The 25,473-nt window shown below is 52.5% G+C and carries 24 protein-coding genes and 1 riboswitch; of the genes, 5 read left to right on the forward strand and 19 right to left on the reverse strand.

The window, feature by feature from the left end; genetic code table 11:
- Positions 1–6: 6 nt before the first annotated feature.
- From H1D31_RS14435 to H1D31_RS14460, 6 genes are all read right to left on the reverse strand, one after another.
- Positions 7–276, reverse strand: a complete 270-nt coding sequence (locus H1D31_RS14435) for a K+/H+ antiporter subunit F (RefSeq protein ID WP_261259494.1) — start codon at positions 274–276, stop codon at positions 7–9.
- Positions 270–806, reverse strand: coding sequence for a Na+/H+ antiporter subunit E (locus tag H1D31_RS14440; protein WP_008606848.1), 537 nt, complete (start codon positions 804–806; stop codon positions 270–272). Before H1D31_RS14440 ends, H1D31_RS14435 begins: the two co-directional genes overlap by 7 nt.
- Complete coding sequence (locus tag H1D31_RS14445) at positions 803–2,317, reverse strand: monovalent cation/H+ antiporter subunit D (protein ID WP_261259496.1); 1,515 nt, start codon at positions 2,315–2,317, stop codon at positions 803–805. Before H1D31_RS14445 ends, H1D31_RS14440 begins: the two co-directional genes overlap by 4 nt.
- Entirely contained in the window at positions 2,314–2,670 is a 357-nt protein-coding gene (locus H1D31_RS14450) for a Na+/H+ antiporter subunit C (RefSeq protein ID WP_008606845.1), read from the reverse strand. The genes H1D31_RS14445 and H1D31_RS14450 overlap by 4 nt, the downstream gene beginning before the upstream one ends.
- The gene (locus H1D31_RS14455) at positions 2,670–5,465 is read right to left on the reverse strand and encodes a monovalent cation/H+ antiporter subunit A (RefSeq protein ID WP_261259498.1); all 2,796 of its coding nucleotides are present in this window, start codon (positions 5,463–5,465) and stop codon (positions 2,670–2,672) included. The genes H1D31_RS14450 and H1D31_RS14455 overlap by 1 nt, the downstream gene beginning before the upstream one ends.
- Positions 5,466–5,734: 269 nt before the next feature.
- Complete coding sequence (locus H1D31_RS14460) at positions 5,735–7,855, reverse strand: S9 family peptidase (RefSeq protein ID WP_261259500.1); 2,121 nt, start codon at positions 7,853–7,855, stop codon at positions 5,735–5,737.
- Positions 7,856–8,034: 179 nt separating this feature from the next.
- Between H1D31_RS14460 and H1D31_RS14465 the strand changes: the two genes are divergently transcribed.
- On the forward strand, positions 8,035–8,217 hold the full coding sequence (locus H1D31_RS14465) for a helix-turn-helix domain-containing protein (RefSeq protein WP_008606842.1): 183 nt from the start codon (positions 8,035–8,037) through the stop codon (positions 8,215–8,217).
- Here H1D31_RS14465 and H1D31_RS14470 read toward each other — a convergent pair.
- From H1D31_RS14470 to mgtE, 8 genes are all read right to left on the reverse strand, one after another.
- Positions 8,191–9,102 carry a phosphotransferase gene (locus H1D31_RS14470; RefSeq protein ID WP_261259501.1) on the reverse strand — a complete coding sequence of 304 codons (912 nt, stop codon included), beginning with the start codon at positions 9,100–9,102 and terminating at the stop codon, positions 8,191–8,193. The genes H1D31_RS14465 and H1D31_RS14470 overlap by 27 nt on opposite strands.
- Complete coding sequence (gene pnuC, locus H1D31_RS14475) at positions 9,051–9,680, reverse strand: nicotinamide riboside transporter PnuC (RefSeq protein WP_008606840.1); 630 nt, start codon at positions 9,678–9,680, stop codon at positions 9,051–9,053. The genes H1D31_RS14470 and pnuC overlap by 52 nt, the downstream gene beginning before the upstream one ends.
- The gene (locus tag H1D31_RS14480; protein ID WP_008606839.1) at positions 9,677–9,925 is read right to left on the reverse strand and encodes a hypothetical protein; all 249 of its coding nucleotides are present in this window, start codon (positions 9,923–9,925) and stop codon (positions 9,677–9,679) included. Before H1D31_RS14480 ends, pnuC begins: the two co-directional genes overlap by 4 nt.
- Positions 9,926–9,936: 11 nt before the next feature.
- Complete coding sequence (locus H1D31_RS14485) at positions 9,937–12,015, reverse strand: TonB-dependent receptor (protein ID WP_261259504.1); 2,079 nt, start codon at positions 12,013–12,015, stop codon at positions 9,937–9,939.
- Between the two features lie 72 nt (positions 12,016–12,087).
- Positions 12,088–12,204: riboswitch (TPP riboswitch) on the reverse strand.
- 64 nt (positions 12,205–12,268) lie between these two features.
- On the reverse strand, positions 12,269–14,638 hold the full coding sequence (locus H1D31_RS14490) for a putative bifunctional diguanylate cyclase/phosphodiesterase (RefSeq protein WP_261259506.1): 2,370 nt from the start codon (positions 14,636–14,638) through the stop codon (positions 12,269–12,271).
- Positions 14,638–15,801: a hypothetical protein gene (locus H1D31_RS14495; protein ID WP_261259507.1), complete on the reverse strand. Its 1,164-nt coding sequence runs from the start codon at positions 15,799–15,801 to the stop codon at positions 14,638–14,640. The genes H1D31_RS14490 and H1D31_RS14495 overlap by 1 nt, the downstream gene beginning before the upstream one ends.
- On the reverse strand, positions 15,791–16,204 hold the full coding sequence (locus H1D31_RS14500; RefSeq protein ID WP_261259508.1) for a hypothetical protein: 414 nt from the start codon (positions 16,202–16,204) through the stop codon (positions 15,791–15,793). Before H1D31_RS14500 ends, H1D31_RS14495 begins: the two co-directional genes overlap by 11 nt.
- 156 nt (positions 16,205–16,360) lie before the next feature.
- The gene (gene mgtE / locus H1D31_RS14505; protein ID WP_261259510.1) at positions 16,361–17,704 is read right to left on the reverse strand and encodes a magnesium transporter; all 1,344 of its coding nucleotides are present in this window, start codon (positions 17,702–17,704) and stop codon (positions 16,361–16,363) included.
- Between the two features lie 317 nt (positions 17,705–18,021).
- On the opposite strand from mgtE, the gene H1D31_RS14510 reads away from it, so the two are divergent.
- The 3 genes from H1D31_RS14510 (at position 18,022) to H1D31_RS14520 (ending at position 21,413) form a co-directional block, all read left to right on the forward strand.
- Positions 18,022–18,822 (forward strand): hypothetical protein, encoded by an 801-nt coding sequence (locus H1D31_RS14510; RefSeq protein ID WP_261259512.1) that lies wholly within the window; start codon positions 18,022–18,024, stop codon positions 18,820–18,822.
- A 9-nt stretch (positions 18,823–18,831) separates the two neighbouring features.
- Positions 18,832–19,698, forward strand: coding sequence for a mechanosensitive ion channel family protein (locus tag H1D31_RS14515; RefSeq protein WP_261259515.1), 867 nt, complete (start codon positions 18,832–18,834; stop codon positions 19,696–19,698).
- Between the two features lie 77 nt (positions 19,699–19,775).
- Complete coding sequence (locus H1D31_RS14520; protein ID WP_261259517.1) at positions 19,776–21,413, forward strand: BamA/TamA family outer membrane protein; 1,638 nt, start codon at positions 19,776–19,778, stop codon at positions 21,411–21,413.
- 13 nt (positions 21,414–21,426) lie between these two features.
- Here H1D31_RS14520 and mutM read toward each other — a convergent pair whose 3' ends face one another.
- The 5 genes from mutM to radC form a co-directional block, all read right to left on the reverse strand.
- Positions 21,427–22,251 carry a bifunctional DNA-formamidopyrimidine glycosylase/DNA-(apurinic or apyrimidinic site) lyase gene (gene mutM, locus H1D31_RS14525; RefSeq protein WP_261259518.1) on the reverse strand — a complete coding sequence of 275 codons (825 nt, stop codon included), beginning with the start codon at positions 22,249–22,251 and terminating at the stop codon, positions 21,427–21,429.
- Positions 22,252–22,279: 28 nt separating this feature from the next.
- Positions 22,280–22,735, reverse strand: coding sequence for a hypothetical protein (locus tag H1D31_RS14530; RefSeq protein WP_261259519.1), 456 nt, complete (start codon positions 22,733–22,735; stop codon positions 22,280–22,282).
- Between the two features lie 114 nt (positions 22,736–22,849).
- On the reverse strand, positions 22,850–23,005 hold the full coding sequence (gene rpmG / locus H1D31_RS14535; protein WP_008219722.1) for a 50S ribosomal protein L33: 156 nt from the start codon (positions 23,003–23,005) through the stop codon (positions 22,850–22,852).
- An 11-nt stretch (positions 23,006–23,016) separates the two neighbouring features.
- Entirely contained in the window at positions 23,017–23,253 is a 237-nt protein-coding gene (rpmB, locus tag H1D31_RS14540) for a 50S ribosomal protein L28 (protein ID WP_261259526.1), read from the reverse strand.
- Between the two features lie 206 nt (positions 23,254–23,459).
- Positions 23,460–24,134, reverse strand: a complete 675-nt coding sequence (gene radC, locus H1D31_RS14545) for a RadC family protein (RefSeq protein ID WP_008984654.1) — start codon at positions 24,132–24,134, stop codon at positions 23,460–23,462.
- 108 nt (positions 24,135–24,242) lie between these two features.
- On the opposite strand from radC, the gene coaBC reads away from it, so the two are divergent.
- On the forward strand, positions 24,243–25,451 hold the full coding sequence (gene coaBC, locus H1D31_RS14550) for a bifunctional phosphopantothenoylcysteine decarboxylase/phosphopantothenate--cysteine ligase CoaBC (RefSeq protein ID WP_261259527.1): 1,209 nt from the start codon (positions 24,243–24,245) through the stop codon (positions 25,449–25,451).
- Positions 25,452–25,473 lie beyond the last annotated feature (22 nt).

Genomic DNA, 25,473 nt, shown 5'->3' on the forward strand with positions numbered 1-25,473 from the left:
TTCCTCCTATTCAATAATATCGCCACGAAGTAAGAACTTACATACCGCGACGGTGCTGATAAAACCAATCATGGCAATCAGCAGCGCCGCTTCAAAATACAGCGGCGAGCCCATTAGCAAGCCATAGAGGATAATCAGCGCGATACTATTGATATACATGGTATCCAGCGCCAGGATCCGATCCGGCAGGCTGGGACCACGCATCAGCCGCCATAGATTAAGCAGCAGTGCCAGGCTAATCATCCCGAACACTAAAAATATCACCTGCGCTAACATTGGAAGATCTCCTTCAGTGGTGCTTCATAGCGGCTTTTGATGGTGGCAATCAGCTCGGCTTCATTATCCATATCCAGGACATGGATCAGCAGCCAGCGCTGTGGTAGCGGTTCGTCGGGTGCCAGATGCTCGATGCTGGGGTAAATATCAGCACTTACCGTTCCCGGGGTCATCGATACTGACGCTGCCAGGATGGTCAGCGGTAAATTATGTTGTAAATCCAGCGGGATCCGGACAAAGGCGGGGCGCAGCTTCTTAACCGGTCCCAGGATCAACACCGCCACCTGCGCATTAGCGGTAATAATGTCGGCAAATACCCGCAGAATATAACGCAGCGCCAGGCCCGGACGTTCAATTAACGGCTGCGGATCGCGGAAGCGGTAACAGATCCAGGGAATACCAATCGCCAATACCGTCGCAAAAAACAAATGCAGCAAGGCCAGGCTCTGATTCAGCAACAACCAGATCACAAATAACAGCAGGCTACGATAAGGTGTCGGCAACCAGCTAAAGCGGGGTGTCATTCTCATGGTAAGACTCCTGAGCCGGGAAGAATGCTTTGGATGGTACCCAGCACATCCGCCAGTTGACGGGCGGCGGCAAAGCTAAGTTCAGTCAGCGGGCCGGCAAACACCATTAACAGCAGGCTGGCACTGAGTAACCATAACACGGCAAATAATTGTAAAGGTTGCACCCGCTCTTCGGCTTTTTGCATACCACTTACCCGCCAGAACAGGGTACTACCGGCGCGTGACAGGCCAATCAGCACCAATAGACTGGATAACAACAGGATAGCCCACAACCAGTACTGGCCACTGACACCAAAGGCCGCTTGCAGCAGCATCACCTTGCCGATAAAGCCTGATAACGGCGGTAGGCCAGCGACAGAAATAGCACACAGCACAAAGAGCGTGCCCAACAACACCGGTTGATTCACCCGCCGCGCGGCGACCAGTCGATCCTGTGCCTTGCCACGCTGGGTCGCAATCAAATCTGCCAGCAGGAATAAGGCGCCACAGATCAAAGTCGAGTGTACGGTGTAATACAGTACCGCAGCATGGGCAGCGGTATTTTGTACTGCCACCAGCACCACCAGGCTGCCGACCGAAACCAGCACCAGATTGGCAACCAGCTTACGGAAATCCTGACTGGCCAGCACACCAATGGCGCCCAGCAGCATCGTCGCTAAGCCAAAGGGCCACAACCAACTGTTCGCTAACCCTTGTAGTGGGCCAGCTTGCTCGCCAAAAATGGTGGTAAACACCCGCAGCAGTGCATAAACGCCAATCTTGGTCATTACCGCAAACAGGGCGGCAACCGGCGCCGAGGCGGAGGCATAGGTAGCCGGTAGCCAGAACTGCAGCGGCAGAATAGCTGCTTTCAGCGCAAAGACTATCAACAGCATTAAGGCGCCGGCTTTAACCAGCATCAGGTTATCATCCGGCAACTGGGTGACTTTCAGTGCCATGTCGGCAATATTCAGCGTGCCCAGGGTACCGTACAGGATCGCCAGGGCCAGCAAGAACACCGCCGAGCCGGTCAGGTTTAACACCACATAGTGCACAGCGGCCCGGGTTTTATTTTTGCCACCGGCATGGATCAGCAACGCATAGGAAGCAATCAGCAGCACTTCAAAAAACACGAACAGGTTAAACAGGTCGCCAGTCAGGAAGGCGCCGTTAATCCCCATCAGTTGGAACTGAAACAACGGGTGGAAGAATGAACCCTTTTCATCTTCACCGGCACTGCCATAGCTGATAGCGCCCAGGGCCAGAAAGGCCGTCAGGCAGAGCATAATACAGCTGACCAGATCCGCCACCATAATGATGCCAAAAGGCGGTTGCCAGTTGCCCAGGGCATAAAATGTCAGCCCTTGCTGCTTAATAGTGAACAGCAAGACGACGGATACCACCAGCAACAGCGCGGTGGAGATCATACTGAGCCAGCGCCGGCGCTGCGCTGAGTAGTGAATTGGCGGCAGCATAATCAGCAGCGCCGTTAAAAACGGTAGTAAAATCGGCACCAGGATCAAATGGTTCATTTAGTGCGCTCCCGCTTGGCGTGGCGCGGTGCCGGCATACTGCCATCCACGTGGTCATTCCCCAGATCGGCCCGGGCCCGGATCGCCAGGATCACTAAAAAGGCTGTCATCGCAAAACCTATTACTATCGCGGTTAATACTAAGGCCTGTGGCAAAGGATCCGCGTAATTGTCGGACGTTCCCAGTACCACTGCACCTTTCAGATTTAAGCGGCCGGAGGCAAAGATAAACAAATTGACCGCATAAGACAGCATGGTCAAACCTACCACGACCGGGAAGGTACGGCCACGCAGCATTAAAAACACGCCACAGGCGGTTAAAAAACCGATACATAAGGCAAACAGGGTTTCCATTACAATTGCTCCTTATGAGTTGGCCGGTACGAGGTGGTCATCTTACCCAGGCTGGCCAGGATCAGCAGGGTCGCGCCAACAACAGTGACATAGACGCCCAAATCAAAAGCAATAGCACTGGCCAGTTCGATTTCTCCGAATAGCGGTAACTGGAAGTAGTCGAACCAGGAGGTCAGATAAGGACGGCCAAACAGCCAGCTTGCTAACCCGGTCATAAAGGCAATCAATAGACCCACTGCCACCACCCGCTGATACTCGATATTCATCCGCGCTTTAACCCAGTCCACCCCTTGCGAGATATAGAGCAGGATAATGGCCACCGCAGTAATCAAGCCGGCGATAAAGCCACCACCCGGCAGGTTATGCCCACGGAAGAAAATATAGATAGACACCATCAGCGCCAGCGGCAGGATACTCTGGGCCACGGTGGCCAAGAGTAACGGGTGCCGCTCTCGGGCCCAGGGCCGGCCTTCGCCGTCGCTGCTGGGTTTAAATACCGGAATACGGGTCAGTAATTTAAAGATCCCCAGCGCAGCAATCCCCAGTACCGCGATTTCCCCCAGCGTATCAAAGCCGCGGAAATCGACCAGGATCACGTTCACCACATTGGTGCCGCCACCGCCGGTTTTGGCATTGGCAATAAAGAAATCAGAAATGGTGGTAAAGGGCCGCGTCATAATGGCATAGCTTAGGCTACCGACAATAATACCGACCAGAGAGGCCAGCCCCAGATCCCGTACCACCTTAGATGGCTCAGATTGTTTCGGCGTTTTATGTGGCAGGAAGAACAGTGCCAGCATCAGCAGAATAATGGTCACCACTTCCACACTTAATTGCGTCAGTGCCAGATCGGGGGCCGAAAAGCGGGTAAAGGCAATCGACACCATCAGGCCCACCACTGAAATCATCAGTAAGGCCACGACCCGTTTGCGATGCCAGACCACAGTGGCAAAAGCACTGATCAGCAGCATAGCGGCACCGGTCGCATTAACGGCATCGATAGGAATTTCCGCCCGGCCGCCGCCCAGCGCATCCATTTGGATCAGCGGCAAGCCAGCCAGGATCACAAAGGCGGTTAACAGCAGCGCCATATAGCGTTGCAGCGAACCATTATCAATCCAGTTATACAACTTTTCAGCGCCGCGGGTCAGCTGTTTCATCAGCTGCTCAAAAATATTCAGTGTATCGACACCAGGTAGCGCGCTCTGAAAATCAAATAGTTGCTTGCGTTTGACATACATCAGCACACCACCGGCCAGCGCGATGGCACTCATCAGCAGCGGCAGATTAAAGCCATGCCAGATCGCCAGGCTGTACTCCGGTAAATTACCGGCGAGCACCGCACTGGCTGCGCTATTTAATAAACCACCGACCAGCATCGCGGGTGCTATCCCAACCAGAATACAGAGCACAACCAAAACCTCAACCGGTAAGCGCATATAGCGCGGCGGCTCATGCGGCGTCTTGGTCAGGCCTTTCGGCTGGCCATTAAAGAACACGTCGTGAATTAAACGTAACGAGTACGCAACCGAGAAAATCGCCGCCACCGTTGCCAGTAGCGGAATAATCCAGGATAAGGCGCCCAGCAGGTGCTGTTGCAGTGTTTCGGCGAAAAACATTTCCTTTGACAGGAAGCCATTCAGCAGCGGCACCCCGGCCATAGCGGCAGCCGCCACCATCATTAGGGTCGCGGTGATCGGCATAAATTGCCAAAGACCATTTAAGCGCCGCATATCGCGCGAACCGGATTCATGGTCAATAATACCGGCAGCCATAAAGAGTGAGGCTTTAAAGGTCGCGTGGTTAATAATATGAAAAACGCCGGCCACTGCCGCCAGCGGCGCATTCAGACCAAATAATAAGGTGATCAACCCCAGATGGCTGATGGTGGAATAGGCCAGCAAGCCCTTTAAATCATGTTTAAACAGCGCCAGATAAGCACCAACCAATAAGGTCGTCAGGCCGGTTAAGCTAACCTGCAAGAACCAGAGCTCAGTGCCCGACAACGCCGGGTAAAAGCGCGCCAGCAGAAAGATACCGGCTTTAACCATAGTAGCAGAGTGCAGATAGGCACTGACTGGCGTCGGGGCCGCCATGGCATTGGGTAACCAGAAATGAAACGGAAACTGTGCTGACTTGGTAAAACAGCCCAGTAAGAACAGCACCAGCAACAGCGGATACAGACTGTGCTGCTGAATTAAGGCACCCTGCTCTAAGATATCAGCCAGTTGGTAACTACCGGCAATATTGCCCAGCAGTAAAAACGCCGCCAACAAACAAAGCCCGCCACCACCGGTGATGGTTAATGCCATGCGGGCGCCACGGCGCGCTTCAGACTTATGCCACCAGAAGCTGATCAGTAAAAAGGAACTGATGCTGGTGAGCTCCCAAAACAACCAGATTTGCAGAATATTACCCGACAGCACTATCCCCAGCATCGCGGTCATAAACAGCATCAGAAAACTGTAAAAGCGCGGCATCGAGTCCTGCTCAGACAGATAATAACGGGCATACAAAATAATCAGCAGGCCAATGGCCAGGATCAGTAAGGAAAACAGGTACGCCAGACCGTCCAGCCGCAGCGTCAGATCCAGCCCCAGCAGCGGGATCCATTGCCATTGCTGCAGCAGTACCTCGCCGGAAAACACGCTTTGCGTGGTGCTTAATAAGATCGCCAGCGCCAGCGCTGGCGCCGCCGCGGTACCCCAGGCATTACGGCTGCGGGATTGTTTGGCCAGCAATAACGGCACCAGGGTCCCCAGCATCGGTAGCAGCAAAATCCATAACACATTCATAGCGCAGTAAGTTCCTGTAAGTGATTAAGTGGCTGACCTGAGTAACAGCAGCACCCCGCCACCCTTACGACAGCAGCTGGTACCGATTTGACTTCAGCATAGAGGATGTCTGGGAATTCCGACATGACAGGTAAAATAATTTATTATTATGCTTATAGTTATACCTGTAGCGCTGAAAAAAGTCTATCGCTGGCAGGCTAAAGCGAGGCAGGGAGCGCGAAATGCAGGGGCAACGACCGGCAATGCAGCCGTTGCCCAAAACGTAGCGGTTATTTTGCCAGCAGATTCAGAATAAAGGCATATTCTTCAGCCGTTTCCGCCAGACGGGCAAAACGCCCTGACTTACCGCCGTGTCCGGCTTCCATATTGGTGCGGAACAGCAAGGGGTTGTTGTCGGTTTTCAGCTCGCGCAGGCGGGCGACCCACTTTGCCGGCTCAAAATATTGCACCTGAGAGTCATGTAAGCCTGTGGTCACCAGCATAGCCGGATAGGCCTGAGCAGAAACCTGATCATAGGGCGAGTACGACAGCATATAATCGTAAAAAGGTTGCTGTTTCGGGTTACCCCATTCATCAAACTCGTTGGTGGTCAGTGGAATGCTTTCATCCAGCATAGTCGTCACCACATCGACGAACGGCACATGTGCGACCAGCGCCCGGTATTTCTGCGGTGCCATATTCGCCACTGCACCCATTAGCAAACCGCCGGCGCTGCCACCCATACCAATCACCTTATCTTTGGCGGCATATTTTTCGGCTACCAGATGGTCGGTAACGGCAATAAAATCAGTAAAGGTATTGATTTTATTCAGCAGTTTACCCTGTTCATACCAATGCCGGCCCATTTCCTGACCGCCACGAATATGGGCAATGGCATAAACAAAGCCGCGGTCCACCAGCGATAACACGCTAGCCCGGAACCAGGGATCCATCGACATACCATAAGAGCCATAGGCATATTGATACAGGGGGGCAGAGCCATCCCGTTTAAAGCCTTTGCGATACAGCAGTGATACCGGGATCCGGGTACCATCCTGCGCCGTTGCCCATACCCGCTCTGTCACATAGTTGGCTTTATCGAAGCCACCTAACACTTCTTGTTGTTTCAACAGCGTCTTCTCACCGCTTGCCATATCCAGCTGATAGACGCTGGGCGGCGTGGTCAAAGAGGTATAGGTATAACGCAGCAGAGTGGTATTCTGCTCGGCATTCATGTCAAAGCCGGTTACGTACGCCGCTTCATCAGAGCTGATATAATAGGCCTTGCTCGGATCCTGCCATGGCATCACCCGGATCCGCTGTAAACCGTCACTGCGCTCACTGATCGCGAGATATTCATTAAACAGCTCAAAATTCTGGATAAAAATCTGCTCGCTGTGCGCCAGCAGTGGCTGCCAGTGCGTGCGATCACCGATTTTATCAGCCGCCACTGTCATTAGCCGATAGTTCGGCGCTTCCCAGTCAGTACGGATAATCCAGCGGCCGTTCAAATGCTCAGCACCGTACTTAAAATCACGCTGTCTTGGCGCTAACACCTGAAACTGACCATCAGTTTTGGCCGCGTCCAGCACTCTAAGCTCGTCAGATACGGTACTACCAAGCTGAATCATGACATAGCGGTTATCCTGACTATTGCTGACCCACATATAGAAACTGTTGTCTGACTCTTCATAAACCAGCGCCGCCTTGGCCGGATCCTGACCCAGGGTATGCCGCAGCACCTTGTTACTAAGCAAGGTCACCGGATCGTTTTGTACCACAAACAGCTGTTTACTATCCGCCGACCAGGCAATGGCTGCCGAGAGTCCGCTTAAAGAATCCGTTAATTCTTTGCCGGTACGCAGATCCCGTACCCGCAGCGTATACTGACGCCGGCCATTCAGATCTTCCATATAGGCCAGTAACTGTTGGTCCGGGCTGATCGCCAGATTAGCGACCTGATAGAAATCCTTGCCCTCAGCCAGTAGATTCACATCCAGCAGCACCTGTTCAGCGCCGCCGCTAGCCGCCTTACGGGCATAGATTGGGTATTCTTTACCGGTTTCATAACGGCTGTAATACAGGTAATCGCCTTTGCGGTATGGAACTGAGCTGTCATCCTGCTTTACCCGACCAATAATTTCTTCGGTCAGTTGCGTCGTAAGTTGTTGATAGCCCGCACTATACTGACGGTACCAGGCATTTTCCTGCTCTAAATACGCCAGGACTTTTGGCTCAGAGCGCGTATCATCACGCAACCAATAATAAGGATCGTTACGGGTACCATGGGGGGAGACCACCTGAAAATCCACTTTGGCGGCTCGTGGCGCCTCCGTTAATACTGCTGAGCTGGCCATCACCGGAACGCTGAGGATGGCAACAAACCACAGCAGCGGCTGTTTCAGAAACATTTTAACCTCGCTTTGCTTTCGTTAATAAACACATTTTCATTTAGCACGTTTTTTTAACCCGCTACCAGCAAAAAAATGTAAAACACTGTAACATCCGACCTGGCAGCCCTTGCAGCATGACTTATACTGATGCAAAGTAGCTGCTGATCGCAAATAATAAGAAAAACGGGAGAGTCAAAATGGGTTTATTAACCACTGAACAAGTGGCAGAGGTATTGGGTATTCCGGTGATCCGGGTCGAACGCTTAACCCGCGAGCACCTGCTGGTGCCAGCGGAGAAAGATGCCAGTGGTAAGCCGATGTTTGCCGAAGAAGACGTCAAACGCTACAAGGTGTTAGCGGAACGGCTCGGTGGTCTCTGAATGCAGTAACTGCTGTAATCTCTGCTGCCAACTGTTTGCCCTGTGGTGCAGGGCAGGCGTAGCCTGATACCAAAGCCAGCAAAAGCCACTATACAGGCATTTTGCCAACTGCAGACGTTGTGGCAAGGTCGCTGCCAAACGCTCTGCGGTATGCCGGTCCGGATAGCGCCGCTGTGCGCTATATTGACGCAACAACCTTTGCTGCTGTGCTGCTGTCAGCTCAAAATGCAGCATAATCGCCGCCAAATCAAAGCTGTTGTCGCACAACTGACTGTACTCAAAATCCAGTAACCAGATTTTATCGCCGTTCCACAGCAAGTTATCGGCGTGCAGATCCAGATGACAAAGCACCAGATCCGTTGCCATCCCCGCTAATTGCTCAGCACAGCGCTGCAAGGCAGCGAAAAGGTCAGCAGCAGGTTGCAGTGTACTCTGCTGTCCCTGAGCCAATAACTGCCGCAAGTAACTGGCTGGCTGTAATAGTGGTGTTTGCACCCTTAGGTTATGCAAAATCGCCAGGGTATCCGCCAGCAAGCTCAAACGACTGTCGGTAAGCTGAAGCGGCTCGCCACCGGGTAGAAACTCCGAAATCAGCAGTTGCTGATGGTTATGCAGCAGCAAAGGTGTGGCAGCGATCTGTTTAGCGGCAGCAGCCTGTTGGCAACGAAACTCCTGCTGCCGGCATATACCAAGTTGGCGGGCATAGCGCCGCAGCACATATTCGCCACGTGCAGTACGCAGATAGTAGTTCAGATTACTCTGGCCGGCAGCCAGGGGCCGGATCTCCAGCGGCGGGTGCTGCTGAAAAAACTCCAGTTGTTCGCAAAGCTGCCTTACAGCGTCTTGCTGTGCAATGTCAGCTGCAGTTGATAATGGCTGCGCCATGCAAAATATCCCACCACGGCAATAATGGTATACAGCATAAACAACGCGGTCAGAAAATACAGATGTTTTTGCGCATAGATAAAGATCGACACGGCATCAATCACCACCCAGTATAGCCAGTTTGATAACAGCTTTTTCGCGACCAGCCAGGTGGCTACCAGGCTAAAGGCTGTGGTTTGAGCATCCAGATAGGCAAAGTCAGCCCGGGTATAATTGGCCATCAGGTAGCCTAATGCCAGACCGCCCATCGCGGTCAGGCTGATCAGTAATAAATGACGCTGCCAGGCCCATTCAAACACGGTATGAGCCTGCCCGGGTTGCTGCTTCAGTTGCTGCCAGCGCCACCAACCATACAAGGCCATACCGGCATAATACAGATGCAGCAGCGCATCGGATAACAAGGCAGAATCCCACATCACATGAGTAAAAAGTAAGGTGCTGAGCAAGGCCGCCGGCCAACACCAGATGCTCTGCTTCAGGGCCAGTAACACATAGGCTATCGCCAGTACCGTCGCCACCAGCTCGATACTGTGCAACAGTTGCCAGTCGGCAATCAGCTTGCTCAGCAGTTCATTCATGGCCGTAAATCACCGGGAATAAACTTACAGACAAACACCAGCTTACCGTAGTGCTCCATCGACCAGCGCATACAACGCTGTAAGGCTTGCATCACAGCGTCGTATTCACCAAAGATCTGGGTGCTCATGGTATTGGTCAGCACTTCAATCTCCGTCTCCTGCGCTAACTGCCCAAGAAAGGCCAGAATAGGGCCTTTATAATCCTCGGCCAGCGGATACTTACTAATTTCAACTGAGAGTTGCATTCGAACCTCCATTAGAAGCTATAGCTGATAGTGGCACCGAAGCGGCGCGGTTCAGCAAACTGTTCATAAACATGGGGCGCATATTCATCACGGGGATCATTGCCAAAATAGAATCCCCGCACCCCAACATCTTTATCCAGCGCATTGCGCAGCCATACTGCCAGCTCCCACTGTGCCAGCTGATAGCCAAGCCGCAGATTCAGCAGTTGGCTGCTACCGGCTTTAGCATTATGACCATCTGAGTAGTAGAAACCACTGTTACCCTGCACGCCCGCTTGCAGCGTCAGCTGTTCAGTCAGATACCAGTCGGCACCGACACTGTAGTTAACACGTGGCGCATGCGCCTGATCGCGGCCGGTCATATCCAGGCCACTGTCGGTCTGGTAACGACCCAATTTGCTTTGCAAATAGCCAAGATTGACAAAAAGTTGTGTACTTGGTGACAACAGCAGTCGGGTTTCGGCTTCCAGACCATAGTTACGGCCACTGGCGGCATTATCGATAAAGCCGGCAAACTCCGGGCCCAGATCCGGATTTAACCAACCCTTAACCTGCATATCATCCCGCCACATATAAAACGCAGCCACTCGGGTGGTCAAACTGCCATCGGCAGCACTACCCTTGACGCCAAACTCAGCATTGAGCAAGCTCTCCGACTTAAAGCTGGCTTTTTCAGCCAGTTGCGCAAAACGATCTTCGCCGGCTCTGGCCAGAGCTTCACCATTGATCCCGCCCACCTTATAACCGCGTGATAACAAGCCATACAGCATCGCTTGCTGATTCAGCTGATAGTTCAGACTGATTTTACCGCCCCACAGGGTTTCGTTCGGGCGCAAACTAATATTACCCGAGTCCAGATAGTCATCGCGGTAGCGCTCGACACGCCCGCCCAGCACCAGTGTCAGTTTTTCGGTCAGCGGGCTTTGGGTTTCAGCATAAAGCGCCAGATTACGCCGCTCCAGGCTGCTATCAAAATAACGCCAACGACTCTCGGCCCGGCGTAATCGCGACAGAGACAGGTCACGTTGACTGGCATAAAGCCCAACAACCCAGTCAGTTTGCCCCCATAGCTGGCCGTCGGTTTTAGAGGTTAGCCGGTAATCCAGCGTCCATTGTTCACGGCCGCGCAGGTAACGATCCTGATAGGAGTAACCCCAGGGATGGATACCAACATAACTCCAGTCTTCATCAAAGCCATAATCCGAATCCGCGTTCAGATAGCTCAGCTGGGTAAACATATCCGCCAGCGCCAGCCCCTGATAGTCTGCTGTCACAGCTACGGCTTTGCTACGTAATTTATCCTGCCCGGGTTCATCGGATAAGGTGGTGCGGTTACGATCCAGCGAAAAGGCGTCGTAACCATTTTGCTGATCAATCAAATGCGCGGTAAAGCCGAGTTTCAGATCAGCTAACGCCTGATAGTTAAGGCGCAACCGGGCAGTAAATTCATCCAGATTATTGGTATCATCGCGGTTCAGATAGGCATTGTGAATAAAACCCGCTGATTTATTCTGATCCAGCGCCAGGCTGTACGCCAGCTGTTCACTGATCGGCGCACTATAGACCCCGGTTAACTGCCAGCTATCGTAGTTAGCCACAGTGGCACTGACCTTACCTTCTGCCACGGCGGTAGGCGCCTTACTGGTCAGATTTACCATGCCAGCCAGCGCATTGGTACCAAAACGGGTGGCTTCCGGGCCACGGAAGATTTCCAGTTGCTCCGGATGCGCCAGACTGCTGATCCCCAAGCCGGCATAGTCGATGCCATCAATCAGAATGCCCACCGATGGGTTAATCACATCAATAAATTCGCTGCGCTCGCCAATACCCCGCACCTGTAAAAAACGGCCACGGGACGCCCCGGCGGCAAAGTTGACATTGGCGAATTGCCGCAGTGCGTCATCCAGGTGTTGTACCGACTGGCGCTGTAAATCCTGCTCGGATAAAACCGCCACACTACCTGCCAGACGTTGCAGATCCTGTTGCCGGAAATCGCCTTTTACCGTGATATGTTCAAGTTCAGCTTCGGTTGCGCTGACCGCTAGGGCAGCGCTTAACGCCAGAGATAATGCAGAAATACGAAACAGCATGTGATCAACTCCGAATAGGTGTAGCGGATCACACAGCATGGCTCAGGACACGAAAGTCACAGGCACGCTTTTTTGGGGAGTTAGCACCATCCCTCCGCCGGTATGATCCGGATCAGGTTCTAAGGGTTTACCAAAACGGCATCTCAGCACACCTCCGAATCTATCAGAGGGGCACCCCTTGGTTGCGCTGGCAGTCTAGAGGACTTATTACCAAAATTCAAGCGGCAAAAGAGTAAGCCTGCTCTAGCTTACTCTAGCGCCACTGTTGTAGCTGATTAATATTTTCCGTCAGAGTTTGCACCAAATTAGCCGCCGGGATTGGTCTGGCAAATAAATAGCCCTGGCCCTGATCACATTGGTGTTGCAGCAAGCTTTTTGCCTGAGCCTGGGTTTCCACGCCTTCCGCCACGACCTGTAAGCCTAGCTTGCGGACCATGGCAATGGTCGAGGTAATGATGTCGTAGTCGGCCTGATTATCCAGCATGCCAAATACAAAGCTCTTATCAATTTTGATGGTGTCTACCGGTAGTTGCCGTAAATAACTGAGCGAAGAATAGCCAGTACCAAAGTCATCAATCGCCAGTGCAAACCCCTGTGCTTTCAGGCGCTGCATACTATTGATCGTCTCGGTCAGATTTTTTGCCAACATACTCTCAGTAAGTTCAAACTCAAAATCCGCAGCGTTCAGCTGATATTTCTGCAGTAACTGCTCCAGCACCACCGGTAAGCCCGGATCAGTTAATTGTGCCGGCGACAGATTAATGGCCAGCTGCAGATCGCCCAGCCCAGCCTGACGTAAGCCCGCCATCAGGCTAAAGCCCTGTTCGATAACCCAGTAGCCAACCGGGATCATTAACTGCGCATATTCCAGCACCGAGATAAATTCGTCTGGCGGTACCAGACCCCGGCTTGGACTTTGCCAACGTAACAATGCTTCCAACCCGACCAATTTCCGGTCGGTCAGGCGGATCTTCGGCTGCAAATGTAAGTCAAACTGCTGCAAACTCAGCGCCAGCTTCAAATCCTGCTCTAATGCCAAACGATCCTGGAACGCATCAAACATCTGTTGGCTATAGAAGTGCCAGCAACAGCCGCCGCGAGCCTTAGCCTGATACATAGCAAGGTCGGCCTGACGCACCAGATCATCCGGTTTAAGGCTGGCATCCCGGCTGCAGCTGATACCAACACTAACGTTCAACTGATATTCCTCGCCCTGTAAATGCATCGGTTGCCGGAATACCGCAACCAACCGTGCCGCCAACTGCTCCAGTTGCTGCAGATCGGCCGCTTCGGTGACCACCACAAATTCGTCACCGCCAAAACGACAGGCTAAGTCGGTTTTTTGCAGCACGGTCCGTAAACGCTGTGCCGCTTCAATTAACAGTTGATCGCCCTGCTCATGGCCGCGAATATCGTTTACGCGTTTAAACTGGTCCAGATCAAGAAAGAACAGTCCGAGAAAGTGCCCGGCCGGTGTTAAGGCGGCCAGCCGCTTTTTCAGCTGGAACTGCAACATATTGCGATTCGCCAGACCGGTCAGCAGGTCAAACATCGCCATATTTTCCAGCTCACGGGTTTGGGTCAGTACGTCATGTTGCAGCTGCTCCAACTGAAAGCTCAGGGTCTGACTGACTTCACTTAAGCGATCAACCTCATCGACCAGCAGCGGGCTTTTCACCGGCAAGGCGGCCCGAAACGCCTTAAACTGATGTTCAGCCAACAGTGGCAATACCCGGGACACCTTTAATAAGCGACCGGTCAGGCGTCGGGTTAACCAGTAGGTTAACCAGGCAAACAGCAAAAAGCACAGCGAGGCCATACCGATCAATTGCCAGCGAAATTGCTGGTTAGCTCTCTGATAGGCACTGAGATCTTCCAGCAGCAGTAATGCATAGTGCTGCCCCTGCTGCTCCGTCAATGGCAAAGCATACAGATAGTATGAGTCCGGGCCTGCCTGAAACAAACCGGTGGTGACATCTAAATTGGTTAACGCCGCGGTTGGCGCGGCGGAAGTCGCTGACAGAATACGCGTCTGCTGACCACCGGTGGCGACGATCACGACTTCACTGCGCAACGCCTGCCCCATCGCAACAACAATATCGGCCAGCGTTTGACTGGCAATTAAAACGCCAACCTGACCATCACCATCGGATAACGGCAAACTAACCAGGGTACTACAATGCTCAGCGCAATAATTACGGGTAACCGGCCGTTGTTGCTGTCGGGTTTGGATTACCATTTCGGCCAGTTCAGCCGGCAGCGCACTGGTCGCGAATAGCGGTTCCGTCTGCTCGGGCGCAAAAAACCACAGGGCTTCAATATTCAGATATAAGCTAAAGCTGTCGTAGCGCTGTTGCAGAGCCTCAGTAAACTGGCTAAAGCCTTGTTGTGCTGGCAGTTGCATCAGCTCAGCGAAGCTGTCAAACCAGGCCTGCAGCTGGCTGTGTAATAATTGCTGATACTGGCTGAAATGCTGCTCAACCTGCTGTTGCTTTAACTGTTGTTGGGTCGCAAAGCTATCGTTCAGACGTTGTACGGAAATAGAGGTCGTCACAATCAGTAGTACCAGCATCAACACCAGGGTTAATGCCAGGATCTTGGATGGAAAGCTTAGAAAGCGCATCAGAACCAATACATCAGTTGTAATGCCCACAACTGCCAGTAGCGCTGCTGATTTCTGCTCAGATCTGGTACCAGGCTAGGCGACAAACGGCCGGTGCCATCAACCCAATGCTGCTCGGCCTGTAAGCGTAAATTTGGCGCCAAATCGTAACTCAACCCCAGCATCAGACTTTGCTGATAGCCAAAATAAGCCGGCACCCCGAGCTGTTCCAGGCTACTGCCGCGTTTATCATGCTTGTTACGGGTTAAATAATCGACCGTTGCCAGTGCAGATAAGCCCCCGCTAAAACGATAACGGGCCGATAAATATCCGCCCAGACCGTGCAGCGTTTCGGTAAATACCGGCAGATAAAAGCCATTTACCGACATCCGCTCTTGCATCAACTCAGAAGCAAACTCCCAGTTTTCCAACTGGTACCGCCAATTGAGCATCACCCGCTGTAAAATCACCTCGCTGGCAACAAAAACATCAGGATTGCCCGGGTTGTAACTGAATTCGGAATCCAGTAACGACAACCCATAACTGGCCTGACTGCCAGTCCCCTGCCAAAACACACTGGCCTGATGCACATACTTTTGCTCCGCCTTACCCTGGATCTGCGGACTTAGTAAAATACGACTTTGATCGCGACTGATTTTGGTCGCACCATAACTCCAGTTATATTCCAGTTCACCGGCCGGGTGCTGCCAATATCCCTTTAGGCCAATACCATCACTGGCCACGGCAATATCGCGAAAGGCATCATAATAGACCGATTGCGGTAAAATAATGCTGGGGCGGGTAAAGGGCACATCGCGGGTACTGGAAAATAGCCAGTGTTGGTTTTTATAACGCCCAAGATAGAGATTGATCTGATGATCAAAGCGCTCAACCAGACTAAAATCCAAAAACAGATAATCCAGTCGAGCGCCCTGTGGGTAGCGATTCCCACCGTCCAGATAAACAACCTGGCCAGCAAATCGCCAGCGATCTGAGAGCTGCCATTTAGCATTTAAGCCCAGTTCACTTAGCGCCGATGACACCTTACCAGAGTTATTGATCGCATTGGAATTCTCGGACTGCGCCAGCCCCTGTGCAATAAAGCCATGCCATTCTACGCTGGCAGAGGCAGTAGTATGAGCGGATAACGCCAGCATTGCCGCGGCTGACCAACTAATTTTCATACGGTGTCACCACTTTTAATTCAGCCGTGCCGGTACCGGCGGGCAGATAGCCAATAGCGCCGGGAGTTTGAGAGAGGGCGGTACGCAATTCATCGACTGACGCCAGCAGCAGTGGCGAACCGCCGATACCCGAGTAGCGTTGCCGGTGCCAGATTGCATCCAGTTGGTAAGGAAACATCTTCAGAAATTTACGGGTAAACGCCTGGTGCAGCTCATGATCGGAGGCTAGTACCAATACCTGAATGCTCTGGCCGTCAGACCAGCGGGTTTGCCGCATGGTAAATATGGCTCTTAACTGTGCAGTAGTAAGCTGAGTATCTGCAACCGTGGCATGTACTACGACCTCCACCGCCCGGCAGGGCAGCGTCAGCAGCAGACAACAGAGCACAAACCACAATCTCATCGCATATCCGTTTAAACAAGCCGTTTCGCTCAGCCACGAAAATGCCGGTCAATGACCGGCATTTTCTGCAACTTAATAACCTAATATGCTTAAGATATTGAATACACGATACTTGCGCAATAGTACCTTTGGGTTGTTACCGGTAGATAAAAAAATTTATAACCCCAGATACCAGGTAGCAATCGAAAAATACAGTACCACTCCTGCCACGTCTGCAATAGAGGTAATCAAGGGGCCACTGGCGGTGGCCGGGTCCAGATTAAAGCGACTCAGTAAAAACGGCAGTGACATACCTATTAAGCTACCAACCACTACCACCAGCATCATAGTGGACGCGACGACGACGGCAATATCAGCGCCACCGCGCCAAAAGCCAAGGCCAACCACAGCGGCAGACATAGTTAAACCCAGCAAACCGGCAACCAGACACTCTTTGCCCAGTAAATAGCCCCAGTCGCGCAGTTTGATATCACCGGTGGCCAGGGCCCGAACCATTAGCGTTCCGGACTGGGCGCCGGCGTTACCGCTACTGGCGATCAGTAACGGCAAGAAGAATAACAAGGCCAGATAACTGGAAATGGTTTCTTCATAAAAGGCGATACCGGCACCGGAAAAAATATTACCAAACACCAGCACCACCAGCCAGAATACCCGCTTGCGGTACAGCAAACCTATGCCCGCCTCTTTGACGCTACTTTCCAGCTTGCCGATGGTTGCGGTTTTATGGAAGTCTTCGGTGGCCTCTTCTTCGGCGACGTCCATCGCATCATCGTAGGTTACGATGCCAACCATCTGCTCCAGCTCATTGACAATTGGCAGCGCCAGTAAGTCATATTTGGCGATCAACGCCGCCACTTCTTCCTGCGGCATGTCAACACTGGCCCAGATTGGGTCGTGATTCATTAAATCATCCACCCGCATACTGACTGGTGCCAAAATGAGGTCGCGTAAGCTGACCACACCAATCAGCTTGCGGGCTTTATCCACCACATAGGCAGAATAAATGGTTTCTTTGTCTGGCGCTTCCCGGCGCAGTACTTCAATTGCCTCCCGCACGGTCAGATCCGGCGGCAAAATCGCGTAATCCGAGGTCATAATAGCACCGGCGGTGCCCTCCTCGTAGGAGGTTAAACGCAGCAAGTCCTCCCGCTCAGCCTGGGCCAGTGCCGGTAACAGCGTATCGCGCTGTTCATCGGTTAAACGATTAAACAGGTCGGCGCGTTCATCAGACGACATCTGCCGGATAATCGGCGAGAGTTTACGACGACTGACGCTAATCGCCAGTTTAACCTGCTGCTCTGCCGGTAAATAACCAAAGACTTCCGCTTGTTCAGCTCGCGGCAAAGCAGTGAGCAAGGTCCATAAATCTTGTGGTGGAAATTCAGTTAACGCGGCGGCATAGTCAGCCGGATGCACATCTTCCAGCTGGTCACGAAGCAAATGTACCGTGTCGTGCTCAAGGGCGGCACTTAAGGTTTCGATAAGAATGGGTAATTCCATAACGACCTCTTATCAGCGTTTTCAGCCTAATAAGAGACCCGGAATAAGTCAGCTTATTAAGCCTGGATTAATTAGTATCTTGGGAATATGCAGGCCAGGCCTGCTACTGGGTAAGTCCATAAAGGAAGCAAACTCCGCAAGGATGATGATTACCAAGCCAGCGTCTAACTGGCTAAATTGCTGGTTATTTTATAGTTTAACCAAGCTTAACTCAACCTGAGCAGGAAAACTTTTCTTGGCTGGCCCGGCCTTTCTGTTAGCATTAGGTCAGGATTTGCGGTAAAGATGTGATACCGCACGGATAGGGGAAATGAACCATGAGTCATGCTGCAGGCCTGCCACTGTGGTGGCAACCACAGATGTTAGCGCTGGACGAATGCTGGCACTACGCCGTGGGGCCGCTTACCTTATATATCAAACGCAGCCAACAGGAATGGCTGTTTAGCCATGAATACAGTAAAGATCCTGACGCGGCCTACCGCGTCGATAGTCAGGCTGCTGCTTGCTTACCTGAACTGCTTGCATGTCAGCGTTTTATTTTCCGGCATAGTCCCACCACCTTTCGCTTACAACCCAGGCTGCTCGATCGGCCGGTGGTAATTAAAACCCGGCAGAGTGTCAGTATCCCGGCAGGCGAACAATGCATATTTTATATCAGCTCACCCCTGCAACTGGAGCTGACCTTGTTGGATCCGTTGCAGTCATTGTTTACGCTGCCAATCCAACGCTTGTCCGATACCTGGTTTGGTGCCAATACCCAACAGGGTGAGCTGTGCTATGCCGATAAAACTCAGGCCCGGCACAGTTTGGCCGAAATTCCGGCGCGGCCACATCGGGCAGTCACCCCTATTACCATTGAAAATCGGTCAGTTAAGATGCTGACCATTGATAAGCTGAGCATTCCGCTACCCTATCTGGCGCTTTACGGCGGGGATGACGGCAGCCTGTGGACCGATCCTATTACACTACAACATGAAAACCTGACCAGCCTGACCCGCTTTCAGCTAAACCAGCAACTGCCGCAGGGTATTACCAGCCGGCATCAGTTGGCGGCGCCAGCCAGTACGCCGGACAAACAGGGGCTGATCCGGGCTTTTACCGGTATTTTTAATCAATAAGGGCAGCGTATGCTTGAGACACTCTGGCAATTTATCCAATCTGACATGGTGCTAAATGGCTTGCAGGCATTATTGCTGCTCAGTGTCGGCTTTTTGCTGGCGCGAACCGCTTCCCGTGCGGCAGAAAAACTGATCAGCAAGAATTTCTCCCGCCACCACGCCGTGTTGTTCCGCCGCATCATCTATTGGCTGGTTCTGGCGCTATTTGCCGCTTCGGCACTGCATCAACTGGGCTTTTCGCTCGGCGTGTTGTTGGGTGCGGCCGGTGTGCTCTCAGTGGCTATCGGTTTTGCCTCACAAACTTCGGCCTCCAACCTGATTAGTGGCTTATTTCTGATTGGCGAACAACCCTTTCAAATTGGCGATGTGATCAAGGTCGGTAATACCACCGGCGAGGTATTATCCATTGATTTACTGTCGGTCAAATTACGCACCTTTGACAATCTGTTTGTACGGATCCCGAATGAAAGTTTGATTAAATCGGAAGTGACCAACCTGACCCGCTTTCCGATCCGCCGCTTTGATCTGCTGTTGGGGGTGGCCTATAAAGAGGATATTGCTAAGGTTCGTAAAGTGCTGTTTGACGTAGCCGATCAGAACCCACTCAGTCTGGATGAACCGGCACCGGCTTTCTTATTTATGGGCTTTGGTGATTCAGCGCTGAATATTCAATTCTCGGTTTGGAGCACAACCGAAAACTTCCGTGCGCTACGCAACAGTCTACAGGAAGAAATTAAAGTAGCCTTTGATGCAGCCGGTATCGAGATCCCGTTCCCACACCGCACGCTATATGCCGGTAGTGAAACGCCGCCTTTTCCGGTGCGGATTGTCAGCGAGCCGACTTCTGGCGCTGCTGACGCTGCAACTAAGGGCTGACAATGCGGTCAAAACTGGTAAATCAGCGGTGTGTTAGCCATAGTTATCAAAGGCTAAGCTGCGGACAGGAGGAGTAGATGTGGCGAGCCATTAGCCTGTTGTGTTGCTATTGCACCAGTTTACCCTTGTGGGCTGATTGTCGGCAGGACCTTGATCTTGCCGAGCTAAAAGCTAAGCGCCCTCTTGTCAGTAACATTGAATTCCAGCAGGAAAACGTCTTTGATCTGAATGAGCCAGGCGTATTCTGGTTGCACCGCTTTGCCAACCGCACCCATATTATTACCACCGAACAAACTATCCGCGATGATTTACTCTTTCTGCAAGATGCGCCACTCAATCTGGCCGAGCTGGCAGAAACGGAGCGTTTATTACGTAGTCGTCGCTATCTGCGCGATGCCCGGATTGAAGTCGTCCAATATTGTGCCGCCAGTAATAGTGTCACGGTGCGCGTCACGACCTGGGATAACTGGTCATTACTGCCGAAAATCGATTTTTCCAGCGAGGGGGGTGAAACCAAGTACTCGCTGGGTGTGGCCGAGGATAACCTGCTGGGTTCAGGTAATCAGATCCAGCTCGATTACGCCAAAGACAGTGAGCGCAGTGGCTATTTGCTCAGCTTTGCCAGTCCGAATATCTTTGGTAGCCATTGGAACACCCTGCTGAGCTATGCCGATAACTCAGATGGTGAAAACTATCGCTTCGCAGTACAGCGGCCATTCTACCGGCTGGATTCGAACTGGGCCTTTAATGCTGACCTGCTGAAAAACAAAGAACAGGTCACTGATTACTTATTATCGGAAACCGTGAACGAATATAACCGTACCCGGCACCAGTTTGATGCTTCCGCCGGTTTTAAACTGGCACTGCGCGGTCACACCATCCAACGGCTAAATATTGGTATGCAGCTGGAGGATGTGGATTTTAACGAACTAGATAGCACAGTTTTAACCTTACCCGGGCAGCGCAACCTGTCTTACCTCTATCTGGAATATCAGTTACTGCAGGACGACTTCTACAAGCTGTTTAATATCAATCAGTTTAACCGGGTAGAGGATATTAATGCCGGCTGGCAACTGCGGCTGCGGTTGGGCTTAATGCAGCCCTGGCTGGGCGCCGATGAGGATGGTTTAAGGCTGGAAGCGGAAGTGAGCAAAGCCTGGTCACTTAACAACCGAACCTGGCTTTTTTCGGAATTGGCTTACCAGCAACTTAACTGGCAGCAGCGTAAGCAAGAGTTGTGGCATCTGGGCTTGCAGCTGAATCATCAGCTAAACGCCCGTAATAGTCTGGTCGGTAGTATTTCAGCTGAACGCGGCCGCAATTTGTTTGCCGACGAAGCGCTGTATCTGGGTGGTGATAGCGGCCTGCGTGCCTTCCCGCTGTACTATCAGCGCGGCGATAACCGCATGGTGGCGACCGCTGAGTATCGCCACTATACCGACTGGAATTTATGGCAAATTTTTGATGTCGGCTTTGCCGCCTTCGGCGATGCCGGCCGCAGCTGGGGCGGCCGCTCCGCAGATGATTTGGCCGCGTTAAATGGTAAAGCCGGTATCGATGATGAAATTCTGTTTGGCCTGGGCGTCGGCATTCGCTTGCTGTCCAGCCACTCCAGCCGCGGCACTATGATCCATCTCGATTTGACGCGGCCAATCAGTGATAACCCGGATTTGGGTAGCTGGCAGTGGCGGATGACTGCCAAACGCCGTTTTTAACACTAACGCCTGACTATACCTTTTGCAGCAGTGGCTGGCAGAGCGGGCAAAATACCGTACTGCGCTGGCCCAACCGTACTTCTGACAGCGCAGTGTCGCAGTTAACGCAAGGCTGACCTGCGCGGCCATATACCAGTAATTCCTGTTTAAAATAGCCAGGCTTACCGTCTACCTGACTAAAGTCACGCAGCGTGGTGCCCCCCTGCACTATTGCCGCCGCCAGGGTTTCTTTGACGATGGTACACAGCAGCGCCAGCTTATCAGCACTGACGTCGCGCGCGGGTTGCTGCGGATTAATGCCAGCTTTAAATAAGGCTTCATTGGCATAAATATTACCAACACCCACCACCACATGGTTATCCATTAGTACCAGTTTGATCGCGCTGCCGCGACGCTGACAAGCCTGGATCAGGGTTGCAGCGGTAAAGTCTGCCGTTAGCGGCTCTGGCCCTAACTGTGCCAGCAGCGGATGTTGCTCGCCTTGTGCCTGCCACAGCACGGCACCAAAGCGCCGGGTATCGTTTAAGCGCAGTGCGGTACCGTTTGCTAATAGCAAATCCAGATGATCATGTTTACCCGGCGCCAGATCCGCCGGCACCACCTTTAAATGCCCCGACATGCCCAAATGCAAAATAATACTACCGCCGGGCAAATCGAGCAGTAAGTACTTGGCGCGCCGTCTTACCGCTAAAATCGGTTGCTGCTGTTGCTGCAGCACCTCATCCGGTACCCACCAGCGCAGCTGACGCTGCCGGGCAACAACCTTGGTTAGCTGTTGTCCTTGTAAATGCGGGCTGATCCCCAAACGCGAGACCTCAACTTCAGGTAACTCTGGCATCTTATACTCCGGTATTTAGGGCGTGAGGTTAATCAATTAAAAACAGCAGCCGTGCCTGCGCGGCAGGCAGCAAATAGAGCTGGGGCTGACCTACCTGTTGTAACAGGTAGTCCGGCGCAGCAGGATAGAGCAACCAGATCTGTGGTGCAAACTCACCGGCCAGCTGCACACTGGCCTGGGTAACCGGCGCCTGAGTGGGCTTAGCCGCGCCAACGGCTGGCTGCAGTGGGGTATAGAGCCAAGCATTTAGCATTTGCTGGGCACTAACGCTGCCATCATAACGTGGCTGCAATTGCCATTGCCCGGCCGCCTGCACTAAACGCACATCTCCTACTGCAATACTCAGCAGCTGCGATTGTTCCGGTAATAAGCTAGTGGTGGCTGGTGCCTGGCCCGAACCCCGCCAGTCATACAGACTAAACATCAGTAACAGCACCACAAAGATCAGCACATTATTCCAGTTACGGCGTGACAGTTTCAGCATAAGGTTAGCAGCGGCAGAACACAGTGGTTCGCAAGTGAGTATGAATAACGCAGATAGTAACGGCAGCAGGGCTAAAAAGCAAAAACCCGGCAGCGCCGGGTTTCTGGGATTCGATTACTTGATTTTCGCTTCTTTGAAAATCACGTGCTTACGCACTTTAGGATCGAACTTTTTGATTTCCATCTTTTCTGGCATAGTGCGCTTGTTCTTCGTTGTAGTGTAGAAGAAGCCAGTGCCAGCAGAAGAAACTAAACGGATTTTATCGCGCATTTGTTAATTCCTTATACCTTGTGACCGTTGGCACGAACGTCTGCTAACACAGCGTCGATACCTTTCTTGTCAATGATACGCATACCCTTGGTAGAGGTACGTAAAGTGACGAAACGGTTTTCGCTTTCAACCCAGAAACGGTGCGTTTGCAGGTTAGGCAGGAAACGGCGCTTAGTCGCGTTGTTGGCGTGCGAACGACGGTTACCAACCATCGGACCTTTGCCAGTTACTTGGCATACTCTAGACATGTCAATATTTCTCCAAAATTACGTCAGCTCGAGCTATCTTTCACCCTTCTGGCCTTGAAGGTTGCCCCGAAAATGGATGAGGGCGCACTTTATACACGAAAGTACGGTTAAACTCAAGACAAATTCATTTTCCCGGCCAGCGGGCAGCGCTGCGAAAACGCCTTGCATCGAGACTCACGCCGGGCTGTATTCAGGTTTACTGCCTGCTACAACCAGCCACGCTCTGCAAAAGACACCACTTCCGCATCACCTACCACAAAATGGTCCAGCACCCGGATATCAACCAGTGCTAAAGCCTGGGTCAGGCGCTCCGTTATTGCCCGGTCGGCGCGGCTTGGCTCAGCCACCCCAGAGGGGTGATTATGCGCCAGAATAACGGCGGCGGCATTATGCTTCAAAGCGTGCTGAACTACAATACGCGGGTATACCGGGGAGGCATCAATAGTGCCGTAAAATAATGGCTCAGAACCAATCATACGATGTTGATTATCAAGATAAAGTACCAGGAAGACTTCACGTAGTTCACCACTGAGCTGGTGAGCTAAATATTTTCGCACTACCGAAGGCTCTGAGCAGACGGTATCGCGTTTTAGCTGCTGCTGCAGAAAACGCCGGCTTAACTCCAGTACCGCCTGCAACTGCACATACTTGGCTTCACCTAAACCGCGGGCATTACAAAACTCGCTGCGACTGGCGCCGAGCAAGGCGCGTAAATCGCCGAACTGCTGCAACAACTGCCTGGCCAGACTCACCGCGTCGGTACCGGCAATACCGGTGCGTAAGAAAATCGCCAGTAGCTCCGCATCCGATAAGGTGGCCGGCCCCAGTGTTAACAGTTTCTCCCGTGGTCGCTCACTGAGCGGCCAGTCTGTAATTGCCATCCTGACCTCCTGTTGTTGATGTTGTCAGCGCTTAGCCGCTGAACGGGTGCTGAATTGGAGTTTCCGTGCTATCTTATGCCGACCGAGGCTGGAGCAGGACCAGAAATCATGTTGCAAACCCTTGCTGATAAACGCATTTTACTTGGCATTAGCGGCGGTATTGCTGCCTATAAAAGTGCCGATCTGGTGCGGCGCTTAACCGAACGCGGCGCCGACGTCCGGGTTATCCTGACCAGCGCGGCACAGGAATTTATTACCCCACTAACGCTGCAAGCCGTCTCCGGTAATCCGGTTAGCCACAGCCTGCTCGATCCGGCCGCAGAAGCAGCGATGGGCCATATTGAACTGGCCAAATGGGCCGATTTAATCCTGATTGCCCCGGCCAGTGCCGATGTGATCGCCCGGCTGGCGCATGGCTTAGCCAATGATCTGCTTACTACCTGTGTACTTGCCAGTAGTGCCCCTGTTGCAGTGGCGCCGGCGATGAATCAGCAGATGTATAAAAATATAGCTACCCAAAAGAATCTTGCAACATTAAAAGAACATAATTTTCACATCTTTGGCCCGGGCGTGGGTGCGCAGGCCTGTGGGGATACCGGCGCTGGCCGCATGCTGGAACCGCTGGAGCTGGTCGCGCTGACCGAGCAATTATTTAGTCCGGTCAAAAATCTGCAAGGTTTACGCATTACCATTACCGCCGGCCCGACCCGCGAAGCGATTGATCCGGTGCGCTATATCAGTAATCACAGCTCTGGCAAGATGGGCTTTGCGCTGGCTCAGGCCGCCGCGGCTATGGGCGCCGAGGTCACGCTTATTAGCGGCCCGGTGCAACTTGCTACACCCGCCGGCGTAACACGGATTGATGTGCAAAGTGCCGAGCAAATGCATCAGGCGGCGCTATCTGCCGCGGTGCAATCGGAGATTTTTATTGGCTGTGCCGCTGTCGCCGACTATCGGGTAGCGGAAATCGCGGCCGATAAACTAAAAAAAGGCGCCGAAGCGGAGATGCAGCTGACGCTGGTAAAAAACCCGGACATTATTGCCGCCGTCGCCGCCCTGCCGCAGCAGCGGCCCTTTACCGTCGGCTTTGCTGCCGAAACGCGTAACGTACTGGAATATGCGCGGCAAAAGCTGCTGAATAAGCGGCTGGATATGATTTGTGCCAATGATGTGTCGGCCAGCGATCGTGGCTTTAACAGCGATGACAATGCCCTTAGCGTGATCTGGCGCGGCGGCGAGCTGGATTTACCGAAGGCACCGAAGCAACAGTTAGCCACACAGCTGATCACCCTGATCAGCGAACATTATAAAAACTAAATTCTTAACTTATAACGCAGCG

Origin of the sequence: Alishewanella sp. BS5-314, assembly GCF_025377695.1 — a bacterium.
In the GTDB taxonomy this organism is placed as follows: Bacteria; Pseudomonadota; Gammaproteobacteria; order Enterobacterales; family Alteromonadaceae; genus Alishewanella; species Alishewanella aestuarii.

What these genes read in the sequence shown, in the direction of transcription:
- H1D31_RS14435 (WP_261259494.1), bottom strand. Translation starts at nt 276, where the DNA reads ATGTTAGCGCAGGTGATATTTTTAGTGTTCGGGATGATTAGCCTGGCA.
- H1D31_RS14440 (WP_008606848.1), bottom strand. Translation starts at nt 806, where the DNA reads ATGAGAATGACACCCCGCTTTAGCTGGTTGCCGACACCTTATCGTAGC.
- H1D31_RS14445 (WP_261259496.1), bottom strand. Translation starts at nt 2,317, where the DNA reads ATGAACCATTTGATCCTGGTGCCGATTTTACTACCGTTTTTAACGGCG.
- H1D31_RS14450 (WP_008606845.1), bottom strand. Translation starts at nt 2,670, where the DNA reads ATGGAAACCCTGTTTGCCTTATGTATCGGTTTTTTAACCGCCTGTGGC.
- H1D31_RS14455 (WP_261259498.1), bottom strand. Translation starts at nt 5,465, where the DNA reads ATGAATGTGTTATGGATTTTGCTGCTACCGATGCTGGGGACCCTGGTG.
- H1D31_RS14460 (WP_261259500.1), bottom strand. Translation starts at nt 7,855, where the DNA reads ATGTTTCTGAAACAGCCGCTGCTGTGGTTTGTTGCCATCCTCAGCGTT.
- H1D31_RS14465 (WP_008606842.1), top strand. Translation starts at nt 8,035, where the DNA reads ATGGGTTTATTAACCACTGAACAAGTGGCAGAGGTATTGGGTATTCCG.
- H1D31_RS14470 (WP_261259501.1), bottom strand. Translation starts at nt 9,102, where the DNA reads ATGGCGCAGCCATTATCAACTGCAGCTGACATTGCACAGCAAGACGCT.
- pnuC (WP_008606840.1), bottom strand. Translation starts at nt 9,680, where the DNA reads ATGAATGAACTGCTGAGCAAGCTGATTGCCGACTGGCAACTGTTGCAC.
- H1D31_RS14480 (WP_008606839.1), bottom strand. Translation starts at nt 9,925, where the DNA reads ATGCAACTCTCAGTTGAAATTAGTAAGTATCCGCTGGCCGAGGATTAT.
- H1D31_RS14485 (WP_261259504.1), bottom strand. Translation starts at nt 12,015, where the DNA reads ATGCTGTTTCGTATTTCTGCATTATCTCTGGCGTTAAGCGCTGCCCTA.
- H1D31_RS14490 (WP_261259506.1), bottom strand. Translation starts at nt 14,638, where the DNA reads ATGCGCTTTCTAAGCTTTCCATCCAAGATCCTGGCATTAACCCTGGTG.
- H1D31_RS14495 (WP_261259507.1), bottom strand. Translation starts at nt 15,801, where the DNA reads ATGAAAATTAGTTGGTCAGCCGCGGCAATGCTGGCGTTATCCGCTCAT.
- H1D31_RS14500 (WP_261259508.1), bottom strand. Translation starts at nt 16,204, where the DNA reads ATGAGATTGTGGTTTGTGCTCTGTTGTCTGCTGCTGACGCTGCCCTGC.
- mgtE (WP_261259510.1), bottom strand. Translation starts at nt 17,704, where the DNA reads ATGGAATTACCCATTCTTATCGAAACCTTAAGTGCCGCCCTTGAGCAC.
- H1D31_RS14510 (WP_261259512.1), top strand. Translation starts at nt 18,022, where the DNA reads ATGAGTCATGCTGCAGGCCTGCCACTGTGGTGGCAACCACAGATGTTA.
- H1D31_RS14515 (WP_261259515.1), top strand. Translation starts at nt 18,832, where the DNA reads ATGCTTGAGACACTCTGGCAATTTATCCAATCTGACATGGTGCTAAAT.
- H1D31_RS14520 (WP_261259517.1), top strand. Translation starts at nt 19,776, where the DNA reads ATGTGGCGAGCCATTAGCCTGTTGTGTTGCTATTGCACCAGTTTACCC.
- mutM (WP_261259518.1), bottom strand. Translation starts at nt 22,251, where the DNA reads ATGCCAGAGTTACCTGAAGTTGAGGTCTCGCGTTTGGGGATCAGCCCG.
- H1D31_RS14530 (WP_261259519.1), bottom strand. Translation starts at nt 22,735, where the DNA reads ATGCTGAAACTGTCACGCCGTAACTGGAATAATGTGCTGATCTTTGTG.
- rpmG (WP_008219722.1), bottom strand. Translation starts at nt 23,005, where the DNA reads ATGCGCGATAAAATCCGTTTAGTTTCTTCTGCTGGCACTGGCTTCTTC.
- rpmB (WP_261259526.1), bottom strand. Translation starts at nt 23,253, where the DNA reads ATGTCTAGAGTATGCCAAGTAACTGGCAAAGGTCCGATGGTTGGTAAC.
- radC (WP_008984654.1), bottom strand. Translation starts at nt 24,134, where the DNA reads ATGGCAATTACAGACTGGCCGCTCAGTGAGCGACCACGGGAGAAACTG.
- coaBC (WP_261259527.1), top strand. Translation starts at nt 24,243, where the DNA reads ATGTTGCAAACCCTTGCTGATAAACGCATTTTACTTGGCATTAGCGGC.